The sequence below is a fragment of the Pseudoalteromonas sp. B131b genome (assembly GCF_037162545.1).
Classification (GTDB): Bacteria; Pseudomonadota; Gammaproteobacteria; order Enterobacterales; family Alteromonadaceae; genus Pseudoalteromonas; species Pseudoalteromonas fuliginea.
This window is the reverse complement of the sequence record NZ_JARLUZ010000001.1, coordinates 1,321,953-1,343,191: the sequence shown is the minus strand read 5'-3', so window position 1 is coordinate 1,343,191 and position 21,239 is coordinate 1,321,953. Positions and strand designations below refer to the sequence as shown.

The 21,239-nt window shown below is 39.6% G+C and carries 14 protein-coding genes and 3 pseudogenes; 9 read left to right on the top strand and 8 right to left on the bottom strand.

Annotated elements, in window-relative coordinates; translation table 11 throughout:
• Positions 1-110: 110 nt before the first annotated feature.
• A pseudogene (hutI, locus tag P4S65_RS06220) lies at positions 111-1,357 on the bottom strand (imidazolonepropionase).
• A gap of 118 nt (positions 1,358-1,475) precedes the next feature.
• Here hutI and hutC point away from each other — a divergent pair.
• From hutC to hutH, 3 genes are all read left to right on the top strand, one after another.
• Positions 1,476-2,183, top strand: a complete 708-nt coding sequence (gene hutC, locus P4S65_RS06215) for a histidine utilization repressor (RefSeq protein ID WP_337119764.1) — start codon at positions 1,476-1,478, stop codon at positions 2,181-2,183.
• A gap of 66 nt (positions 2,184-2,249) precedes the next feature.
• Positions 2,250-3,923, top strand: a complete 1,674-nt coding sequence (hutU, locus tag P4S65_RS06210; RefSeq protein ID WP_337119763.1) for a urocanate hydratase — start codon at positions 2,250-2,252, stop codon at positions 3,921-3,923.
• A gap of 2 nt (positions 3,924-3,925) precedes the next feature.
• Positions 3,926-5,461: a histidine ammonia-lyase gene (hutH, locus tag P4S65_RS06205; RefSeq protein WP_337119762.1), complete on the top strand. Its 1,536-nt coding sequence runs from the start codon at positions 3,926-3,928 to the stop codon at positions 5,459-5,461.
• Here hutH and P4S65_RS06200 read toward each other — a convergent pair.
• Entirely contained in the window at positions 5,458-6,228 is a 771-nt protein-coding gene (locus P4S65_RS06200) for an NADP-binding protein (RefSeq protein WP_337119761.1), read from the bottom strand. The genes hutH and P4S65_RS06200 overlap by 4 nt on opposite strands.
• A gap of 563 nt (positions 6,229-6,791) precedes the next feature.
• Between P4S65_RS06200 and secA the strand changes: the two genes are divergently transcribed.
• The 3 genes and pseudogenes from secA to P4S65_RS06185 all read left to right on the top strand — a co-directional run bounded on the left by secA (position 6,792) and on the right by P4S65_RS06185 (position 11,087).
• Positions 6,792-9,500 carry a preprotein translocase subunit SecA gene (secA, locus tag P4S65_RS06195; RefSeq protein WP_096792353.1) on the top strand — a complete coding sequence of 903 codons (2,709 nt, stop codon included), beginning with the start codon at positions 6,792-6,794 and terminating at the stop codon, positions 9,498-9,500.
• A gap of 67 nt (positions 9,501-9,567) precedes the next feature.
• Positions 9,568-9,966 (top strand): 8-oxo-dGTP diphosphatase MutT, encoded by a 399-nt coding sequence (gene mutT / locus P4S65_RS06190; RefSeq protein WP_007377262.1) that lies wholly within the window; start codon positions 9,568-9,570, stop codon positions 9,964-9,966.
• A gap of 21 nt (positions 9,967-9,987) precedes the next feature.
• Positions 9,988-11,087 (top strand): annotated as a pseudogene (locus P4S65_RS06185) (phosphotransferase enzyme family protein).
• Between the two features lie 36 nt (positions 11,088-11,123).
• On the opposite strand, the gene P4S65_RS06180 reads toward P4S65_RS06185, so the two are convergent.
• The 3 genes and pseudogenes from P4S65_RS06180 to pmbA form a co-directional block, all read right to left on the bottom strand.
• Complete coding sequence (locus tag P4S65_RS06180) at positions 11,124-13,199, bottom strand: M13 family metallopeptidase (RefSeq protein ID WP_337119760.1); 2,076 nt, start codon at positions 13,197-13,199, stop codon at positions 11,124-11,126.
• A 422-nt stretch (positions 13,200-13,621) separates the two neighbouring features.
• Positions 13,622-14,100, bottom strand: a pseudogene (locus P4S65_RS06175) (DUF721 domain-containing protein).
• A gap of 72 nt (positions 14,101-14,172) precedes the next feature.
• On the bottom strand, positions 14,173-15,522 hold the full coding sequence (gene pmbA / locus P4S65_RS06170) for a metalloprotease PmbA (RefSeq protein ID WP_165742846.1): 1,350 nt from the start codon (positions 15,520-15,522) through the stop codon (positions 14,173-14,175).
• Between the two features lie 144 nt (positions 15,523-15,666).
• On the opposite strand from pmbA, the gene yjgA reads away from it, so the two are divergent.
• Both yjgA and hemN read left to right on the top strand, forming a co-directional pair.
• Positions 15,667-16,200 (top strand): ribosome biogenesis factor YjgA, encoded by a 534-nt coding sequence (yjgA, locus tag P4S65_RS06165; RefSeq protein WP_002959930.1) that lies wholly within the window; start codon positions 15,667-15,669, stop codon positions 16,198-16,200.
• 123 nt (positions 16,201-16,323) lie between these two features.
• Positions 16,324-17,697 (top strand): oxygen-independent coproporphyrinogen III oxidase, encoded by a 1,374-nt coding sequence (gene hemN, locus P4S65_RS06160; protein WP_337119759.1) that lies wholly within the window; start codon positions 16,324-16,326, stop codon positions 17,695-17,697.
• Between the two features lie 76 nt (positions 17,698-17,773).
• Here hemN and P4S65_RS06155 read toward each other — a convergent pair whose 3' ends face one another.
• The 3 genes from P4S65_RS06155 to P4S65_RS06145 all read right to left on the bottom strand — a co-directional run bounded on the left by P4S65_RS06155 (position 17,774) and on the right by P4S65_RS06145 (position 20,285).
• Entirely contained in the window at positions 17,774-18,289 is a 516-nt protein-coding gene (locus P4S65_RS06155) for a DUF2489 domain-containing protein (RefSeq protein ID WP_337119758.1), read from the bottom strand.
• 16 nt (positions 18,290-18,305) lie between these two features.
• Positions 18,306-18,899, bottom strand: a complete 594-nt coding sequence (yihI, locus tag P4S65_RS06150; protein WP_007377270.1) for a Der GTPase-activating protein YihI — start codon at positions 18,897-18,899, stop codon at positions 18,306-18,308.
• A 753-nt stretch (positions 18,900-19,652) separates the two neighbouring features.
• Positions 19,653-20,285 carry a c-type cytochrome gene (locus P4S65_RS06145; RefSeq protein WP_007377271.1) on the bottom strand — a complete coding sequence of 211 codons (633 nt, stop codon included), beginning with the start codon at positions 20,283-20,285 and terminating at the stop codon, positions 19,653-19,655.
• A 280-nt stretch (positions 20,286-20,565) separates the two neighbouring features.
• On the opposite strand from P4S65_RS06145, the gene yihA reads away from it, so the two are divergent.
• The gene (gene yihA / locus P4S65_RS06140; protein ID WP_008137691.1) at positions 20,566-21,234 is read left to right on the top strand and encodes a ribosome biogenesis GTP-binding protein YihA/YsxC; all 669 of its coding nucleotides are present in this window, start codon (positions 20,566-20,568) and stop codon (positions 21,232-21,234) included.
• Positions 21,235-21,239 lie beyond the last annotated feature (5 nt).

Below are 21,239 nucleotides of genomic sequence, written 5' to 3'. Positions count from 1 at the left end.
ACCACTAAAAAATATCGGGAAGTTACTGTCGGTTAAAAAACTCAAATTAGCACCACTTGTACTCGCTAAAAAATTCAATAAAAGCATGTTTATTATGGACGAAATTAATACTAACTAAGTTTACCCAAAATCCATAAGTTTAACAGTCTATTTACGCCAAATTGGTAACTTAATTGTGACGGATGATTTATTTGCCAATGCGCAATGTCAGCTCTTGCGCCAACCTTTAAAACACCACGCTCATCTAACCCCAGAGCCTTAGCTGCATTTCGAGTAACACCAGCTAATGCTTGCTCAGGTGTTAATCTAAATAATGTGCACGCCATGTTCATCATCAAGTGCACTGAACATAGGGAGATGTACCTGGGTTAAAATCACTCGCAATAGCTATCGGTACTTTATATTGATTAAGTAATTCAATAGGTGGGAATTTAGTTTCTCTTAAAAAATAAAATGCGCCTGGCAATAACACCGCGACCGTCCCAGCGTCTGCCATAGCTTTTACACCCTCTTCGTCAAGATGCTCTATATGATCCGCCGAAAGGCCATTGAACTGCGCCACCAGCTCAGCACCATGTTGATTAGATAACTGTTCAGCATGGCATTTTACTGGGAGGTTATGCTTTTTAGCTGCCTGGAAAACGCGTTTGGTTTGCGAATAATTAAAGCCTACATTTTCACAAAATACATCGACTGCATCAGCAAGATTATTAGCCACTACCTGATCAAGCATGTCAGTACATACCAAATCAATATATTCATCAGCACGGCCTTTGTATTCAGGCGGTAGAGCATGCGCCCCTAAAAAAGTAGTTTTAATATCAATAGGGTGATGTTCACCTAATAAACGAGCGACTTCTAATATTTTTATCTCGTTTTCAGTATCTAGTCCATAACCTGACTTTATTTCAACGGTGGTTACACCTTCTTTTGACAACGTATTTAAGCGATCTTTTGCATCAACAAATAGCTGTTCACGATCGGCTGCTCTTGTGGCTTTAACCGTACTTGCTATGCCACCGCCTTGTGCTGCGATTTGCTCATAACTTACACCCTGCAAGCGCTGTTCAAACTCTTGCGATCTTGAACCTGCAAATACTAAGTGCGTATGACAGTCTATTAGGCCCGGCGTTAACCATTGTCCTTTTACACTCAATGTCGGCGTTGCAAACACATCAAAACTAGGCAATATTGATTGCTCTCCAATCCACGCAATTTTACCATTTTTAATGGCTATAGCAGCATTTTTAATTGCGCCATAAGGGGCATTTATATTGCTATCCATAGTGGCAATATTGGCATCAGTTAAAAGTAAGTCGATTTCTTCTAACTCATAATTTTGTGTTGTACTTTGCATATTGCAGCCCTTTTCACACCGTGAATAATGAAAATATAGTCTAACAACCCATCTTGTATATACAAGATAATTGTGTCATCTTATTATATAGTTTATTTTTAATGTAACCATAAATTTAATGACGACACCTAAATTTGCGCAAATAAAACAATTCATTGTTGATAAAATTCGCAGCGGTACGTGGCAAGAAAACCAACGTGTTCCCTCTGAAAACGAACTAAGTAGTCAATTTAGTGTAAGCAGGATGACAGCCCGCAGAGCACTAAGCGAATTAACCGAGGCAGGTATTTTAACCCGCAGCCAAGGGTTAGGTACATTTGTAGCTACATTTAAATCGCAGTCATCGTTACTTGAAATAAAAAATATTGCTGATGAAGTAAAAGAGCGTAACGGCAACTACACCTGTAGCGTACTCATACTCGAATCAATAAATGCAGTCGCACCTATTGCCATTGCACTTGGTGTTGAGGTTGACAGTGTTGTATATCGAAGTGTACTTGTGCATAACGAAAATGACAGCCCTTTGCAGCTAGAAGAGCGTTTTGTAAACCCTGCCCTTGCGACTGGCTACTTACAACAAGACTTCAGCACGCTTACACCACATGAATATCTATCTAGTGTTGCCCCACTTACCCAAGCAAGGCATACCGTAGAGGCTATTATGCCAAACAGCGAAATGTGCCAATGGTTAAACTTATATAACGAAGAGCCATGCTTACAAGTTATTCGACGCACATGGTCTATTAACGGCATTGTAAGCTTTGCGCGCCTTGTATCACCAGGCAGTAAATATCGCTTAGGTGGTCACTTAACATTTAAAAAATAACAAACAATAGCGCTTACTGCGCTTTTTTTATAACAAATCACCTTGTATATACAACAGGAGAAAAACATGAACAACCGACTCGACACAAGTCGCGTAATACGTGCACCTCATGGCGATAAAATAAGTGCTAAAAGCTGGCAAACTGAAGCAGCTAAGCGCATGCTAATGAATAATTTAGACCCTGAAGTAGCAGAACATCCTCATGCACTTGTTGTATATGGTGGTATTGGCCGAGCGGCTCGTGATTGGCCAAGTTATGACAAAATTATAGAAACCCTCGATAGACTCGAAAGCGACGAAACCCTGCTTGTACAATCAGGAAAACCCGTTGGTGTATTTAAAACCCACAGTAATGCCCCTCGCGTGCTTATTGCTAACTCAAATCTTGTTCCACACTGGGCAAATTGGGAGCACTTTAATGAGCTCGATAAAAAAGGCTTGATGATGTACGGGCAAATGACGGCGGGTTCTTGGATTTATATTGGCTCGCAAGGCATAGTACAAGGAACTTACGAAACCTTTGTAGCTATGGCAAAGCAACATTTTGCAGGTAGCGCTAGTGGTAAATGGGTATTAACAGGTGGTCTTGGTGGTATGGGCGGTGCGCAACCACTTGCAGCTACAATGGCTGGGTTTAGTGCACTGGTTGTTGAATGTGATGAAAGCCGTATCGATTTTCGTATAAAAACAGGCTACGTTGATGTAAAAGCAACAAGTCTTGAACACGCACTGCAATTAGTAACCAATGCATGTGTTAAAGGTAAAGCTCTCTCAGTGGGTTTACTAGGTAACGCTGCCGATGTATTTAGTACACTGGTTAAAACAGGCATTACCCCTGATGTAGTCACAGATCAAACATCTGCTCACGATCCATTAAATGGTTACTTACCACAAGGCTGGACAATGGAGTACGCAGCAAAAATGCGTGAGCAAGATCCAAAAGCCGTAGTAAAAGCCGCTAAACAATCAATGGCAGTCCAAGTTAAAGCTATGCTAGCACTACAAAAAGCCGGTGCCGCCACTACTGATTACGGTAATAATATTCGTCAAATGGCGTTTGATGAGGGTGTTACCAACGCGTTTGATTTTCCTGGATTTGTGCCTGCATATATTCGCCCTTTATTTTGTGAAGGGATTGGACCATTTAGATGGGTAGCATTATCAGGCGACCCTGAAGATATATATAAAACCGACGCTAAAGTAAAAGAGCTTATTCCTGATGATGCACATTTACATAACTGGCTTAATATGGCGCGGGAACGCATACAATTCCAAGGTTTACCTGCACGCATTTGCTGGGTTGGCCTAAAAGATAGAGCACGCCTTGCACTGGCCTTTAATGAAATGGTTAAAAATGGCGAACTTAAAGCCCCTATAGTTATTGGTCGCGATCACCTCGACTCTGGCTCAGTTGCCAGCCCTAACCGCGAAACAGAGAGCATGAAAGATGGCTCAGATGCAGTATCAGATTGGCCATTACTCAACGCACTGCTTAATACCGCAAGTGGCGCTACTTGGGTGTCGCTTCATCATGGTGGCGGTGTAGGAATGGGATTTAGTCAGCACTCTGGTGTAGTTATTGTTGCCGATGGTACTGATGAAGCTAAAGAGCGTATTGCTCGCGTACTGTGGAACGACCCTGCAACAGGTGTAATGCGCCATGCTGATGCCGGATACGACATAGCAAAAAACTGCGCTAAAGAACAAAATTTAGACCTACCTATGTTAAACGAGGAATGATCATGTTCGAACTTACTCTCACACCCGGATCACTTGATTTAAACACACTAAGAAAAATTAATAATTCACCGGTAAAGTTAAGCCTTGCAAAGCATGCCGAGTCGCAAATAGCAGCCAGCGCGCAAACCGTTCAAAACGTTATTAATGAACACCGCACTGTATACGGAATTAACACCGGCTTTGGATTATTAGCCAATACCAAAATTGCCGACGACGAACTTGAATTATTACAGCGCTCCATTGTACTTTCACACGCTGCGGGTATTGGCGAATACATGGATGACAGCACAGTAAGGTTAATGATCACCTTAAAAGTAAACTCGCTTTCACGTGGCTATTCGGGCATTCGCCTGCAAGTAATCCAATTTTTTATGCAGCTGCTTAGTAGCGAAGTATATCCATGCGTGCCTAAAAAAGGCTCCGTGGGGGCATCGGGAGATTTAGCTCCTCTTGCGCATATGTGCCTACCTCTATTAGCTGAAGGTCAAATGCGACATAAAGGAGAAATAATTAGCGCAGCACAAGGGTTAAAAATAGCGGGACTTGAACCCCTAACACTTGCAGCCAAAGAAGGCTTAGCATTATTAAATGGTACACAAGCGTCGACTGCGTTTGCACTTCAGGGGCTATTTAGAAGTGAGAACCTATATGCACAAAGCTGCGTTATCGGCTCGATAAGTATAGAAGCCGCAATGGGCAGTCGCGCGCCATTTGATGCACGTATTCATGAAATTCGCGGTCAGCGCGGACAAATAGACACCGCTCAAGTATTTAGAGAGCTACTCGATACGCACTCTCAAATTAGTGATTCCCACGTCAATTGTGAAAAAGTACAAGATCCATACTGCCTTCGCTGCCAACCTCAAGTGCTAGGTGCTTGCCTAACTCAGATACGCCAAGCCGCAGAAGTATTGTTATGCGAGTCAAACGGTGTAACCGACAATCCGCTAGTTTTTGCCTATGTAGGCGACATAATATCGGGAGGTAACTTTCATGCAGAGCCCGTTGCAATGGCCGCCGATAACTTAGCTATCGCAATTGCCGAAATTGGCGCATTAGCAGAAAGGCGAATTGCATTACTTATCGATTCAAACCTATCCAAATTACCGCCATTTTTAGTTGAAAACGGCGGTGTAAATTCAGGATTTATGATTGCCCAAGTTACCGCAGCAGCGCTTGCATCAGAAAACAAATCATTAGCGCATCCGGCTTCGGTCGATAGCTTGCCTACATCTGCAAATCAAGAAGATCATGTTTCTATGGCAACCTTTGCAGCAAGGCGCTTAGATGAAATGGCCAATAATACCCAAGGTGTTTTGGCAATAGAATGGTTAGCATCGGTTCAAGGGCTAGAATTTAGAAAGCCGCTTGAACCATCAGATAAAGTGCAAAGCGCTAAAGCGTTGTTACGCGAACATGTGAGTTATTATGATAAAGACCGCTACTTTGCTCCCGATATCGAAGCTGCTAATACATTACTAAGTGAAGGTAAGCTATGCGACTTCATAGAGAGCAGTCCCCTGCCTTCAGCATATTAAATACCGTGCTGATAGCTAAACCCTAAGGCTTCAATGGCTGAGCCTAATACTTTGCGCTCAGCCGAATAAGTTCCTGTAAACGTTGGCATTTCACCACCATATTGCTGACACTTCATCGCGTAATATTCAGCTTTTGTGGGGTGCGCAGGATTAACCACATTATAAATATTTTGCCCTACTTGCCAGTGCTCTATCACCGCAAAAATAGCATTAATGACATCTTGTTGATGCACCATATTTACTACTTGCTCACTTGATGTATTGAGCTCTTTGCCTGCCACAAAACGCCCCGGCTCTCTATTAGGCCCAAGTAATCCAGCTAAACGCAGCACTTTGCCATCTTGCTCAAGTACTTGCTCTTCTGCCTCATAGAGCTTTATTTGGCGCTCGTTTGTGCATGAAATATCGCTACTTTCGCTATACACACCAGGCTCTTGATCGTATACCCCGGTTGATGAGCACAATAAAAAGCCCTTTGCGTTTAACTCCTTTGAAAGCTTAAGCGCTGCGGTGAGTATTTCAGGATAATTACTTTCACTGTGCCTGCTACGTGGTGGAATAGCACATACCCAATAAGCATCTTGTAAATCAATTTGATGTGTTAGTTGCCCATCTTCAAGTGCAAACTGACGTTCAAAATTAAACTCGTGTATATCTGTTCTATGCGTTCCTTGTACTTGCCAATCAGCTTTTTGCGCACTTACGCATAAAGCATGTCCTAACCAACCTGCACCTAATACTAGCAATTTATTGCTTTTATTTTTCATTTTCACCTAAACCTTTATTTTATAAGGAAAACAAGTGTAAAGCTCTAACTTTAATTCAAATTAAAACTAGATATGATTATAACCACTCTACTAAATCAAAAGCGTATGTGCACTGATGTAAAAAATTATTTTACAAAAAAATCAATCATTTTTGAAGTATTGTTGTTGGTTAATTAAATAGATTAGGTGCAAAAATAGCGCGTTTAGAATTCATAACCATGCGTTAAATTTAAGCATGAATGCCCCCTTGTTTTTAATTTATTTAGCACCATATCTTTACAGTTCGCTACTATTTTTACTGTAATTGGGTAATACAAAGTTATTTTTACGAACCAGATCAAATTTTTCGATTTTATATACAGATCTTTTTATTGAGATAGTTTGTTGTTTGGCAGAGTCTGGTATAGTAGCGCACGTAATAAACAGTGCTTTTTAGCGGTTTAATACAAAATTGCTAATTAATATGTTCTAAGTGTTACTTGAAAGCATATATTAATTACCAATTATTAAAAATGGGTTAGCCGATAATCGGCTGACAAAGAATACATTGTAACGGTTTTATCATGATATCTAATTTATTTACCAAGCTTTTTGGTAGTCGCAATGACCGCACTATTAAAAACTTTAGAAAGACGGTCGCGCTAATTAATGCGCTAGAAACGCAACTTGAAGCGCTTTCTGATGAAGATTTAAAAGCTAAAACAGCCGAGTTTAGAGAACGTTACGATAACGGGCAAAGTCTAGATGATATTTTACCTGAAGCCTTTGGCGTAGTGCGTGAAGCGTCAAAACGCGTTAATGGCATGCGCCATTTTGACGTACAGCTATTAGGCGGCATGGTTTTACATGAAGGCCGCATCGCAGAAATGCGTACTGGTGAAGGTAAAACACTTACAGCGACTTTACCTGCTTATTTAAATGGTTTAACCGGTAAAGGCGTTCACGTAATTACCGTGAATGACTATCTTGCTAAGCGTGATGCCGAAACAAACCGTGCGTTGTTTGAATTTTTAGGCCTTACTGTAGGCTGTAACGTACCTGGTATGATGCCACAGCAGAAAAAGTTAGCGTACACTGCTGATATTACTTACGGTACAAATAACGAATTTGGTTTTGACTATCTTCGTGACAACATGGCTTTTAGTATTGATGAACGCGTACAGCGTCCATTATTTTATGCTGTAGTGGATGAAGTGGATTCAATCTTAATCGATGAAGCACGTACCCCACTTATTATTTCAGGCCCAGCAGAGGATAGCTCTGAGCTATACACTGAAATAAATACCATCGTGCCTTTACTTGAACTTCAAGAAAAAGAAGACGAAGAAGGCATTGAAGGTGACGGCGATTACACGATTGATGAAAAGTCTAAACAAGTTCATTTAACAGAACGTGGTCAAATTAAAGTAGAAGAGCTACTTACTGAGCGCGGCTTAATTGAAGAAGGCGATTCGCTTTATTCAGCAGCAAGCATTACGCTACTAAGCCATGTTTATGCCGCCCTTCGTGCTCATAAGCTATACCAAAAAGATGTTGATTACGTTGTAAAAGAAAACGAAGTAATCATTATCGATGAGCATACGGGTCGTTCAATGGAAGGTCGACGTTGGTCAGAAGGTTTACACCAAGCTGTTGAAGCTAAAGAAGGTGTGAAAATTCAAAATGAAAACCAAACGCTTGCCTCTATTACGTTTCAAAACTACTTCCGTTTATACGAAACATTAGCAGGTATGACAGGTACTGCCGATACTGAAGCATTTGAATTTCAGTCAATCTACGGCCTTGATACCGTTGTTATGCCAACTAATAAGCCGATGGTTCGTGACGATCGCGCCGATTTAGTTTACCTAACGCAAGAAGAAAAATACGAAGCTATTTTAATTGATATTAAAGATTGCCAAGAGCGCGGACAACCTGTGCTAGTTGGTACTATTTCAATTGAAAGCTCTGAGTATCTATCGCAGTTTTTACGCAAAGAAAAAATTAAGCACAACGTACTTAATGCTAAATTTCATGCGCAAGAAGCAGATATCGTTTCAGACGCTGGCCTACCAGGGACAGTAACAATTGCAACAAACATGGCCGGTCGTGGTACCGATATCGTGTTAGGTGGTAACTGGAACAGTGAAGTTGAAAAACTTGAAAACCCGACTGATGAACAAATAGCTGAAATTAAAGCCGCTTGGAAAATTCGCCATGATGCAGTAATTGATGCTGGTGGTTTACATATCATTGGTACTGAACGTCACGAATCTCGTCGTATAGATAACCAATTACGTGGTCGTTCTGGTCGTCAAGGTGATGCTGGTTCAAGCCGTTTTTACTTATCGATGGACGATGCGCTAATGCGTATATTTGCCGGTGAGCGTATGACTAACATGATGCGTAAATTAGGCATGCAACGCGGTGAAGCAATTGAACATCCATGGGTTAACCGTGCGATTGAAAATGCACAGCGTAAAGTAGAAGCACGTAACTTTGATGTACGTAAGCAACTACTTGAGTACGATGATGTAGCAAACGATCAACGTCGTGTTGTTTACTCTCAGCGTAACGAACTACTTGAAGAAGGCGATATTTCAGAAACTATTACTGCAATTCGTGGTGACGTACTTAGCAATACAATTGATCAGTACATTGCACCGCAAAGCCTTGCTGAAATGTGGGATATTCCTGGCCTTGAAGAGCGTTTAAAACAAGACTTCTTAATTGAGTTACCTATTACTCAGTGGTTAGCAGATGACAATAAGCTATACGAAGAAAAGCTTCGTGAGCGTATTGAGCAGGCGGTTGAGCAGTCATACAAGCAAAAAGAAGAGCAAGTTGGCGATTCTGTTTTACGTCAATTCGAAAAAGCGATTATGCTACAGAGCCTTGATCAGCATTGGAAAGATCACCTGGCTGCTATGGATCATTTACGCCAAGGTATTCATTTACGTGGTTACGCGCAAAAGAATCCTAAGCAAGAGTACAAGCGTGAATCGTTTGAGCTGTTCTCCGAAATGCTTGAAAACTTGAAAGTAGATGTTGTAAGCATTCTAAGTAAAGTACAAGTACGCGCAGAAGAAGATGTTGAAAAAGTAGAAGAGCAACACCGTAAAAGTGAAAATGCTCCTCGCGAATACCAACATGAAGAAGCTGAGCACGTAGGTGGCGAAGCGCCAGAAACAGCGACAGTAATGGCTCGTACAGAACCAAAAGTAGGTCGTAATGACCCTTGTCCTTGTAAATCAGGTCAAAAATTCAAACAGTGTTGCGGTAAATTAAAATAACCCAATATTGTCAGTAGCTTATTAAAAAGCGGCGCTAGCGTCGCTTTTTTTATGGAGTTTTAAAGTAATGACTATAGAAATTGTACATGTAGCTGTTGGTGTTATTAAGAAAAATAACGCTATATTCATTTGTAAACGTGCAGATGAACAACATCAAGGCGGTTTATGGGAATTTCCTGGTGGTAAAGTTGAAGCTGGAGAAAGTGTGTTTGTTGCACTTAAACGCGAGCTTATTGAAGAAGTTGGACTAACCATTCACAGCTCTAGCCAATTGATGGTGATTGAACATGACTACGGCGATAAATGCGTTAAATTAGATGTACACGTAGTAAGTAACTTTAGCGGTGAGGCACATGGTGCTGAAGGGCAACCTAGCGAATGGGTAGCAATTACTGAATTAGAAAATTATGATTTTCCTGAAGCGAATGCTGAAATTATCGAAAAAATAGTTGCCCGATACGCATAAAAAAGGGCATAAGTGAGCACAATGAATATCTCAATACAAAATAAGCTAAGCGAACTGTTAGCACTGCCCCCTGAGTTAACTCAAGTTAGTGCGATTGGTAGCGGTCATATAAATAGTACATGGCTACTTACAAGTATTGATAAACAGTTTATTGTGCAAAAACTAAATACTGAGGTATTTAAAAACCCTGCTCAGTTAGTGAGTAATGCAAAACTAATTGAGCAGCATTTAAATGCTAAACAACTGCAAAATAATTACCCGCTTGAAATAATCAAACATATAGCTACACAAAACGACGAACACTTAATAGAAATTGATAATGCGTATTATCGCGTCCTTAACTATATTAGTGATAGCTACAGCGAAGACGTTGTTAAAAATACCCAGCAGAGCGAGCAAGCGGCTTACGCCTTTGCCGTATTTGCTCATGCATTACAAGATTTTAATGCGCAACAGCTACACACTATAATTCCTGATTTTCATAACTTAGCGATGCGCTTTGAGCAATTAAATACCGCAATCACTAACAACGTAGTTAATAGAGTAAAGCACTGCGCTGACGAAATAGAATATTGCTTAACGCAGCAGCATTTAATTACTGAGCTTAGTCAGGTAGCTAAACACATACCGCTTAGAGTGTGTCATAACGATACAAAAATAAATAATATGCTGTTTTGTAATACAACTCACAAATCAAAAGCAGTTATTGATTTAGACACCTGCATGGCAGGATTTTGGCTTTATGACTTTGGCGACATGGTACGTACATTTTGCTCCCCGAAGCCGAGGATTCAACAAACTTACGCAACGTTGTTATTCGAAAAGATATATTTTCAGCCATTGTTAAAGGCTATGTAACGCCATTAAAAAGTAGCATGAGTAAACAAGAACAAGAAAGCCTGCTGCTAGGCGCTAAAATAATGCCGCTCATGTTGAGTGTGCGCTTTTTAACTGATTACTTAAATAACGATGTGTACTTTAAAGTGGCTCATGCAGAGCACAATTTAGAGCGCGTACAAAACCAACTCGCGCTTTATAAAAACATACTGAGTAACGAAGAATGGATGCACGCGTGCTTAGTCGATGAACAAATTCAAGATACAAAAAAACCAGTAAGCTAAAAACTTACTGGTTTTTATTATTTACATACAATGTAATTACCAGATTTTTACGCGGTCTTCTGGTTTGATATACATTTTATCACCTTCTTTTACGTCAAACGCTTCGTAAAACTCAGGCATATTCGACAGGATACCGATTACACGGTAGTGACTTGGTGAATGAGGGTCTGTTAATAAACGATTACGTAACTCTTCATCGCGATAGTTACGACGCCAAATTTGTGACCAACCCATAAAGAAACGTTGATCGCCTGTGTAACCATCAACCACAGGTGCTTTTTTATCACCTAAAGATAGCATATACGCTTTATGCGCAACCGTTAAGCCACCTAAGTCACCAATGTTTTCGCCAAGCGTTAGCTCGCCATTAACACTTGCATCTTCAAATGGTTTATATTCGTTATACTGTGCAACTAAAGCCGCTGTACGCTCTTCAAATTGCTTAAGGTCAGTCTCACTCCACCAGTTACGTAAGTTACCGTCACCGTCATATTTAGCACCTTGGTCGTCAAAACCATGACCAAGCTCATGCCCAATTACTGCGCCAATTGCGCCGTAGTTTACAGCATCATCCGCTTCTAAATTAAAGAATGGCGGTTGTAAAATAGCAGCAGGGAATACAATTTCATTGTTTACTGGGTTGTAATACGCATTTACTGTTTGCGGAGTCATGTGCCACTCAGAGCGATCAACTGGTTTACCCAATTTAGCAATCATGTCTGCGTATGCCCATTCGCTATAACGAATGTAATTGCCTACTAGCTCATCTGAATTAATCTCTAGCTCAGAGTAATCTTTCCACGTATCTGGGTAACCAATTTTAGGCGTAAATTTGTCTAATTTTTCTTTCGCTGCAAGCTTTGTTTCAGGGCTCATCCACTCAAGATTTTCAATAGCAACGCCATAACCTTTAATTACGTTATCAACTAATTCTTCCATTCGTGCTTTAGCTTCTGGCGGGAAGTTATCTTTAACGTATACCTTACCTAAAATTTCACCAAGTACACTGTTAGATGCATCAACCGCTTGCTTCCAAAGAGGTGCTTGTTCTTTTACGCCACGAAGTGTTGTGCTGTAAAAGTCAAAGTTAAGGTTAACTAAATCTTCGCTAAGTAGCTCTGCATAACCACTTACAAAATGAAATTTTAAGTAGTTTTTCCACGTCGCTAAATCAGTATCTTTATAAATAGTAGCAAGTGCTTCTAAGTAGCTTGGTTGACGTACAATAATATCACTTGCACTCACACCTGCATCTTTAAAGAATGCAGCTAAATCAAGGTCGCCCATCAACTTGCTTGCGTCTGCTACTGTCATCTTGTTATAAGATTTAGTTGCATCACGGCTTTGCACACGGCTCCACTGAGCATCAGCTAGTGTATTTTCAAATGCAAGTACGCTCTTAGCAGCTTCTGCTGCATTTTTAACGCCTGATTTTGCTAAAACATCTGTGATGTATTGCTCGTAAGAAGCACGAATTTTAGTGAATTTTTCGTCATCATTTAAGTAATAATCACGATCTGGTAAACCAAGACCCGACTGAGATAAATACAATGCATACTCGCTCGAGTTTTTAGCATCGTTATTTACAAACCAACCAAACGGTAAAGTACCGCCTTGTTTTTGAATTTTAGCCATTAAACCCACTAAGTCAGCTTTAGATTTAACGCTATCAATCGTATCTAATGACGGTTGTAATGGCGTAATACCTAGCTCATTACGCGCAGATTGATTCATGTAGCTTTTATAAAATGCGCCAATTTTATACTCATCACTGCCTTTTTTAGCGGCCTTATTCGCGGCTGCGTTTTCAAGGGCAATTTTCATCGCTTTTTGTGACTCATCATATAGCTGCGAAAAAGAACCGTAGTTAGACTTATCACCTGGTATTTCAGTTTTTGCTAACCACTGTCCATTTACATGATAATAAAAATCGTCTTGTGCGCGTACTGAACTATCCATATTCGCTAGTTCAATACCAAGCTCTAGTGGCTTTTCAGCGGGTGCTGTTACTACAGGAGTATCGGTTACTTTAGCTTCTTGTTGTTTTTCACCACAACCTACTAGACCAAGTGCAAGCGCTATGCTCGCAGCGGCCATTGTTACTTTATTCATAATGATTCCGTTTGTTAGTTAGAATTAAATCATACCAATCTGCTTATGTATGGGGTCTAATTAACGTTAAGAAAATTACGCTAGAACTAGGCAAAAGTTTTTGTATCTAGTTGTTCTAAATAAAAAATTTTTAACGACGTTATAGTGCAATTTAATTCGTTAAATTGATCAAAGATTTATGCAGGTTGGTATCACATACCAACTCCATTAAATTCTTGAATATAGCAGGAGTAAAAATAGCACTGCCTGTACGCTTTTACTTAATGGAATGGGTATCAAGGGAGCTTTAAATAATAAAGCACACCACGCAGTATCATAAACCTCATTAGACCAACAATAAAATGGAATATGTAACAAAGTATTTTGAATGCGGTGAGCTGCAAAAATAGCCCTACCAATAACAATATAGTGGGTGGCTAAGGCTAACTTTTATTCTTCCCGTGGAGCGCTAAACGCTCTAGTTTTTCTTTTAATGAAGGGGGGCAGAAGCCGCTATCGCATTTAAGTAATTAGCGGTTTGCTCACTCATTTTCCGAGAGTTGGTAACTGTAGGGCTGCCCGATTTATTCGCGGTACTTAATCGCTGAGTTGCTTGAGGATTTGCAGTTATTTTTATTTGTCCAAGCTCTGCCATTCCAGCAGCTCTAAAGTGTGAAAGCATATCCATTTTTAAATAATTAAGCCTAAGCGCGATAGGCGCAGACACGGCTTCTATCATTAGCGTGCCGTCTCGGTAATTACTAACTCGGCATTTATCACCCAATTTAGGGCCTAAAAAATCTTTTAATAAGGTTTGCTGTGTATCAAGTGCTTGGCTTTTTCCTGCATAAGCCGATAAACGATTATTTAACCCCGCCATAATATCGGTTAGCGGTTTTGGTGCATATCTATCTTTAGCCATTTTACACCTCGTAAAAACTCACTTAGACCCAGAGATAATACTCTGAGTCTAAGTATACACTGCGTATTAATACTACGCGCCGGCTATTTGCATTTGCTCTATTAGTACTGAGCCTGTTTGAATACCACCACGGCGTTCTATATCACCACCAATGGCAGAAATACCTTTAAACATGTCTTTTAAATTACCAGCAATAGTAATTTCACTTACCGGATATTGAATTTCACCATTTTCAACCCAAAAACCTGCAGCACCACGAGAGTAGTCACCCGTTACGGTATTTACGCCCTGCCCCATTAGCTCTGTAACTAATAAGCCAGTACCCATGGTTTTTAATAGTGCAGTTAAATCGTTATGAGTTTGCTCAACGAGCCAGTTATGTATACCGCCCGCATGCCCTGTTGGGGTCATGTTCATTTTACGCGCAGCATAACTTGCTAATAAATAAGTTTGTAACTCGCCGCCTTGAATTATTTCTCTATCGAATGTTTTAACACCTTCGCTATCAAACGGAGACGATGCCAACCCTTTTAAAATATGTGGGCGCTCAGCAATATTCACACAATGACTAAATACCTGAGTGCCTAAGCTATCAAGTAAAAAACTTGATTTACGATAAAGCGCGCCACCACCAATTGCCGACACCAAGTGACCAAACAATGAATTTGCAATATCTGCTCTAAAAATAACAGGCACTTTCATTGTGCCTAACTTTTGGCTGTTTAATTTAGCTAAGGTTTCAGCTGCCGCTTCAAGACCCACTGCCGCAGCATCATTTAAACCAGCCTGATCGCGAGCAACTGTATAAGCAGAGTCGCGCTGCATGTGTTCGCCATCTTTACCTATTACCATAGTACTAATACTATGACGAGTGCGCGGAAAACCTGCAATTAAACCGTGGCTGTTACCATAAACACGTAATCCCTGATGCGATGAAAAACTCGCACCATCAGAGTTAACAATACGCTCGTCTGCATTTAATGCAGCTTGCTCAGCAGCATGACAAAGCTCAATGCCTTCCTCAGGACTTACATCCCAAGGATGATATAAATCTAAATCTTTAGGATTAAATTCAAGTAACTCTTTATCAGCAACGCCGTTAAATGGGTCATCAGATGTAAATTTGGCTATATCAATCGCTTTTTCGACTACCGTGCGCAATGTTTTTGGATTTAAATCAGCCGTTGACGCCGAGCCTTTATTATTACCAACATATACACTAATGCCTAAGCCGCCGTCTTGGTTGAACTCAATGGTTTCTACTTCACCCATTCGTGTACTAACCGATAAACCAGACGTGCTAGACATCGCAGCTTCTGCAGCTGTAGCGCCTAATTTTTTAGCATGTTCGAGTACTTCTGCTACCGCATCTTTAACTTGCGATATTTGAGAATAAATTGGATCGTTTTGTTGGCTTTTCATAAATTAAGTCCTGAGCCTTAGAGGCATAATGCACGCATTTCTTATATTTAAATGCTAACACACTCAATGCATCACATCAGCTAATATTCCTAAGTATCATATTCATGTATAATGGCAAAAGTTATTTTTATTTAAGAGCACCCCATGGCAAAGAAAAAAGGCAAGCCTGCTGAAATTGAAGAAGAAATTGAATATGTATCAAGAACGGAGCTTAAACGCGAAGCGCAAGAGTTTCATCAGTTAGGTACTGAAATTGCCAAAATGGGTAAAAAACAGCGCGAACGCCTGCCATTAAATGACGATTTAAAAGAAGCGATGGTTGTTGCTGATAAAATAAGTAACAAAAGCGACGCGTATCGCCGCCACTTAAATTACATCGCTAAAACACTGCGTACTGTAGAAAACATTGATGATATTAAAGCGATTATCGATGTGATGCTTAATAAAAATAACCAAGCTGAAGTATTGGTCAAAAAAATTGAGCAATTACGTTCAGATTTAATTGAGCAAGGTGATGACCTTATCAATGAGACTATTGAGCAGTTTCCATCTCTTGATCGTCAACAAATGCGCCAATTGGTTCGAAATGCGGCAAAAGAAGCGAAAGCTGAAAAGCCGGGTAAAGGTTATAAAGAATTATTTCAATACCTTAAAGATGCTCATACTATTACGTATTAATTAGGTCGTATTAAGTTATATTTTATTAAAAAAGGTGCTTCGGCACCTTTTTTGTTATAGATCAAATCGCCTTCCTGAGTACTTTTTTATAATCCCCAATAAATAAATACTTAGGTGTGCGTGATGATTAAACTTCCACAATGGGATGAAACCCTAATAAACAAATATAATGTGTCTGGTCCGCGTTATACCTCTTATCCCACGGCTTTATCACTGCGTGACGGATATCAGCAACAAGACCTACTAAGCGCTATAGAATCGTCAACAAGTCGCTCTCTTTCTTTATATATTCACATCCCGTTTTGTAGTCAGCTTTGCTACTACTGTGGCTGTAATAAAATAATTACCCGTCATCAATCTAAGGCAGATACGTATCTCGACTTTTTAGCAAAAGAAATTACTGCCCAAGCGCCTTTATTTAAAAGCTACACGGTTGAGCAATTGCATTTAGGTGGCGGTACTCCCACCTTTTTAACCGCAAAACAAATGACCCGTTTAATTAAACTTTTAGAACAACACTTTAATTTTACACGCACAACAGAGCGCGGTATTGAAATAGACCCACGCTCACTTGCCGATAATATGCTTGTTGATTTAAGAATGCTTGGCTTTAACCGTGTCTCATTTGGGATTCAAGACTTTAACGACGACGTGCAACTTGCTGTTAATCGCCCGCAAAATGCAGATACCGTTAAGCAATTAATTACACAAGCTCGCGAGCTAGGATTTCAATCTATTAATGCAGATATGATTTACGGGCTACCTCTGCAAACGCCAGAGAGCTTTAAGAAAACTATAGAGCAACTTATTGAGTTAAGCCCTGACAGAGTATCAGTGTTTAACTACGCGCATTTACCAGAGCGCTTTGCTGCACAGCGTAAGATTAAAGATGCAGATTTACCCAGTGCTCATAATAAGCTCACCATGTTTAAAAATACGCTTGAGCAGATGACGCAAGCAGGCTATCAATTTATTGGTATGGACCATTTTGCAAAAACTGATAATGAACTAGCTGTTGCGCAAAATGAAGGCAAGTTACATCGTAACTTTCAAGGTTATACAACCCATGGAAATTGTGATTTATTAGGTTTAGGCGTGTCATCAATTTCACAAATTGGCACCGCCATTTTACAAAATCAAAAAGAATTAAAACATTATTACCACAACGTAGAAACACAAAGCGGTAGTGCTCTTAATAAAGGAATGCACTTAACACATGATGATGTAATTCGTGCTGATGCAATTAAACAGCTCATTTGCCAATTTGAATTAGATATACAAGACTTTAGTAAAAAACACGCGCTTATATTTAATGACTACTTTGAGGATGCATTAGTAGCGCTGGCGCCACTTATAAAAGATGAACTAGTCACTATAATTGATAATAAAATTAGCGTAACACCACGCGGAAACTTATTCATTCGTATTATTTGTATGTGCTTCGATGCTCATTTACAAAAACAAATAAATGCGACGCGTTTTTCAAGGGTGATTTAGCCTGAACTCTGGATAATAAATACATCGGCACAAAAAAAGCAGACCTAGGTCTGCTTTTTGTATTTAAGTTGTAGCTTTAATTAAAAACGACTTTATCGCTACCTGGAGCGGCTTTAAACTCGATAATAATTTTAGCGCAATCCGCTTTAACTTCATCTTTAAGTGTTTTTTCAGCTTGCCAGCGAGCCTTATCTAGCTTAAAAATCTCTTTTTTAGAGTATTTTTTACGTGCATCGTGCGTCGGCATTTCTTTAACTACCTGATACATTTTATAAATACCAGGATACTGCGTCGTTAAATCACGCTCGCTTTCAAAGGCATACTGAGACATAAGTACCCAAATACGTAAACAGCCTTCAGAAAACTCACACTGCTCTTCATTCATTGCACGTGCGATTAAATGAATACTATCGGCTAGTTTTGCGTTTCGCTTTAAACGCGACTTTTCAAGCTTTTGCTTTTGTTCAGCCTGCGTTTTAGCAATTAACTTTTTTTGCGCATTTAACTTATACAATAACTGACCTGCATAAAATGCCAAGCCAGCTATAATAGCAGCGCCTAAAAGTAAGGCTAAAATTACCGCGGTACTCATTAATTACCCTTATTAATTACTTGTCTTCTTCATCATCTAGCCATTCATTTGCTAGATCATTTGATAAATACTGATCAAAGTCAGAATTTGACTTGTCTTCATCACTAAAGTCATCTTCAAGCTCTGGTTCATCTTCGTCTTCAAGACCTAACAATTCACATAAAACTTGATGACGAGCAATGCGGCTATTAAAATATTTAGCATCTTTGCCTGTTAGTAATTCACCACCTTCATGGCGCTCAACTAATTTAAGTAAACGCACATCGTTCTCAAGCGCTTCAAGCTCTTGCTCTGGTGTAAACTCTGGCTGTACAACTTTTTTAAGCTCAATAGTTGGCTTCAAGTTACGTTTCATTTCTACTTTTGGTTCAACAGCAGTTGCAACCAATGGCACTGGTTTTTTACTACCAATACGCTTATCTCTAGAACCTGATTGTGAATTTTGGCTATCACCATTTAATGCATCCGGTGCATTACGCGAACCAGGCTTAGCGCCTTTGGTTTTTTTAACTCGTTGCTCTTTTAACGCACGCATCTCTTTAAGCTTATCTTGGCTTAAACGTACAGGTCCATTTGCTGGGCTTTTGCGTGACTTTTTCGTTCTACTCATATCTTGATCGTCTCACTTAAGAGGTTTTGAGCGAGGCGCAAATTAATGGGCATCGCAATGCTGGCATAGCCAGAAGAATTCAGTTTGCGCTTCAGAGGTTGGGCTTCTCTGTGTTATAGCGCCTAAACTAGCTTACTGCTAGTTATTAAACGGTGGGTATTGTAACAGGACAAATAAAAAGGCGGTAGAGAAAACATCTCTACCGCCTGCTAATCTGAGCGCCATTATCTGGACACTTCTCCCTTCGACTTTTTTTAGTCTTTATTATTTTTATTATTATTAGTCCGTATTGTTATTATTTTTACGTTCCTTGTAGCATTCCATTTTGTTTTTATTATTAAACTTCCATGAGTTTTTATTATTATCGGTCTTCCTGACTCTTTTTTATTATTTCCTTTAGTAGCACCAATCTTGTGCTATGTAGTCGTGCCGCGCTACTTTCCTTATAGCTATTTCCGTTTTTTTATTGTTTTTTTGCGACAGGGGTTAATCTACTCGTTAATAATTTTGTTACAACTAATTTATATCTTTTTTCTTACACTACATACACTAACAAATTTAACTTATTTTAAATTACAATGAGTTAATGAAAAAAAATATTTAAAATAAGACTTTTCTTACACCACTGCATGGTCAATGTCTTACAAAGCATAACGGTAATATCGCTAATTTCGGACACAAAAAAAGCAGCTTAAGCTGCTTTTTTATACATATTGTAGTCTATTCATTAATTAAAAATAAATAAATACGACTTTAGTGTAAACCACCTAAGTACTGAGAAAGTACTTCAATGTCTTTATCTGTTAATTTTTTTGCAATATCGCCCATCATGCCATTTAGGTCATTATGACGAGTACCATCACGGAATTTTTCAAGTTGAGACTTGATGTATCCTGGATGCTGAAAAGAAATTTTTGGAAACTTAGCAAGTGACGAACCGTTACCACGTGGACCATGACATGCTGCACATGATGGAATTCCACGCTCTGCATCGCCTGCTTTAAAAAGCATTTCGCCAACATCAACGACATCTTTAGGTGTAGCACCTTCGGTCATGTTCATTGAAGAAAAATAAGCTGCTAGATCTTTCATGTCTTGCTCGCTAAGTGGCATAGCCATAGCGCTCATTACTGGATCCATACGCCCTTCTTTGCCGCCTGACGTCATACCTAATTTTAAATCCTGAAGTTGCTTAAGGATATAATCTGGATGTTGACCTGCAATTTTAGGGTAAATATTAACCGGCGCATTACCGTCTGGGCCGTGACAAGCCGCACACGTTGCTGATTTTTCTTTACCTGCGTTTACATCGCCATCAAATGCTGTTGCGTTGCTTGCTGACAACGCACCAAGCAATATTGTTAAAGATAGTGCTATTTTTTTCATGGTGAATTCTCTGTTTCCGACCCTGTATCATCTACAATCGTGATGCTGTAATACATATATTCTACACGATAATAAATTCTCTGGCACGTTTTCTACACATATTAAGCTTATAATTTACAGGGTTTTGACTTAGATTAAGCTTTAACATGTTTTAAATGTACCATAGGTACTGTTTTTAGGTGGTTAAATACGCTTTTTAATACATCCTTTATAGTATAAAATACGTGCCCTGAGTGAATTTGGTTTACTCAACGTTATTTTTTAAGTTTTAGGAGAGCCTGTGCTCAAATCTCGTATCAAATATAATACTGCGTCTTTCGTAACAAGCGCTCCCGACATTACTAAATTACCTGCTGATACGGGAATTGAAGTTGCGTTTGCCGGTCGTTCCAATGCAGGTAAGTCGAGTGCATTAAATGCATTAACCGATCAAAAGCTAGCACGTACAAGTAAAACACCTGGGCGTACCCAGCTAATCAATACATTCGATTTAGCGGATGTTGACGATATGCGCCTTATCGATTTGCCAGGCTATGGCTTTGCTAAAGTACCAATCGAAATGAAAAAGAAATGGCAAAAGTCGTTAGGCGAATACCTACAAAAGCGTCAAAGCTTAAAAGGTATTGTTATTTTAATGGATATTCGTCATCCATTAAAAGACTTAGACCGTGATTTAATTAACTGGGCAATTGGTAGTGAAATTCCAGTATTAGCACTATTAACTAAAGCCGACAAACTAAAGCAAGGCCCTCGTAAATCACAAGTACTGCAAGTTCGCCGTGAATTAAGCACGCTTGATGGGGATATTACAGTTCATGCATTTTCATCATTAAAAGGCACGGGTTTACCAGAAGTAGCTAAAAAGCTAGATGAATGGTTTTTAGGACCTGTGATTGCTATACCACCTACTGATGAAGTAGTCACTGACGAAACTAACCCAGAAGCTTAAGATCT

Coding starts and splice junctions, on each gene's coding strand:
- yjgA (WP_002959930.1), top strand. CDS start 15,667: ATGGCAAAGAAAAAAGGCAAGCCTGCTGAAATTGAAGAAGAAATTGAA.
- secA (WP_096792353.1), top strand. CDS start 6,792: ATGATATCTAATTTATTTACCAAGCTTTTTGGTAGTCGCAATGACCGC.
- mutT (WP_007377262.1), top strand. CDS start 9,568: ATGACTATAGAAATTGTACATGTAGCTGTTGGTGTTATTAAGAAAAAT.
- hutC (WP_337119764.1), top strand. CDS start 1,476: ATGACGACACCTAAATTTGCGCAAATAAAACAATTCATTGTTGATAAA.
- yihI (WP_007377270.1), bottom strand. CDS start 18,899: ATGAGTAGAACGAAAAAGTCACGCAAAAGCCCAGCAAATGGACCTGTA.
- hutH (WP_337119762.1), top strand. CDS start 3,926: ATGTTCGAACTTACTCTCACACCCGGATCACTTGATTTAAACACACTA.
- hemN (WP_337119759.1), top strand. CDS start 16,324: ATGATTAAACTTCCACAATGGGATGAAACCCTAATAAACAAATATAAT.
- P4S65_RS06180 (WP_337119760.1), bottom strand. CDS start 13,199: ATGAATAAAGTAACAATGGCCGCTGCGAGCATAGCGCTTGCACTTGGT.
- P4S65_RS06200 (WP_337119761.1), bottom strand. CDS start 6,228: ATGAAAAATAAAAGCAATAAATTGCTAGTATTAGGTGCAGGTTGGTTA.
- hutU (WP_337119763.1), top strand. CDS start 2,250: ATGAACAACCGACTCGACACAAGTCGCGTAATACGTGCACCTCATGGC.
- P4S65_RS06155 (WP_337119758.1), bottom strand. CDS start 18,289: ATGAGTACCGCGGTAATTTTAGCCTTACTTTTAGGCGCTGCTATTATA.
- P4S65_RS06145 (WP_007377271.1), bottom strand. CDS start 20,285: ATGAAAAAAATAGCACTATCTTTAACAATATTGCTTGGTGCGTTGTCA.
- pmbA (WP_165742846.1), bottom strand. CDS start 15,522: ATGAAAAGCCAACAAAACGATCCAATTTATTCTCAAATATCGCAAGTT.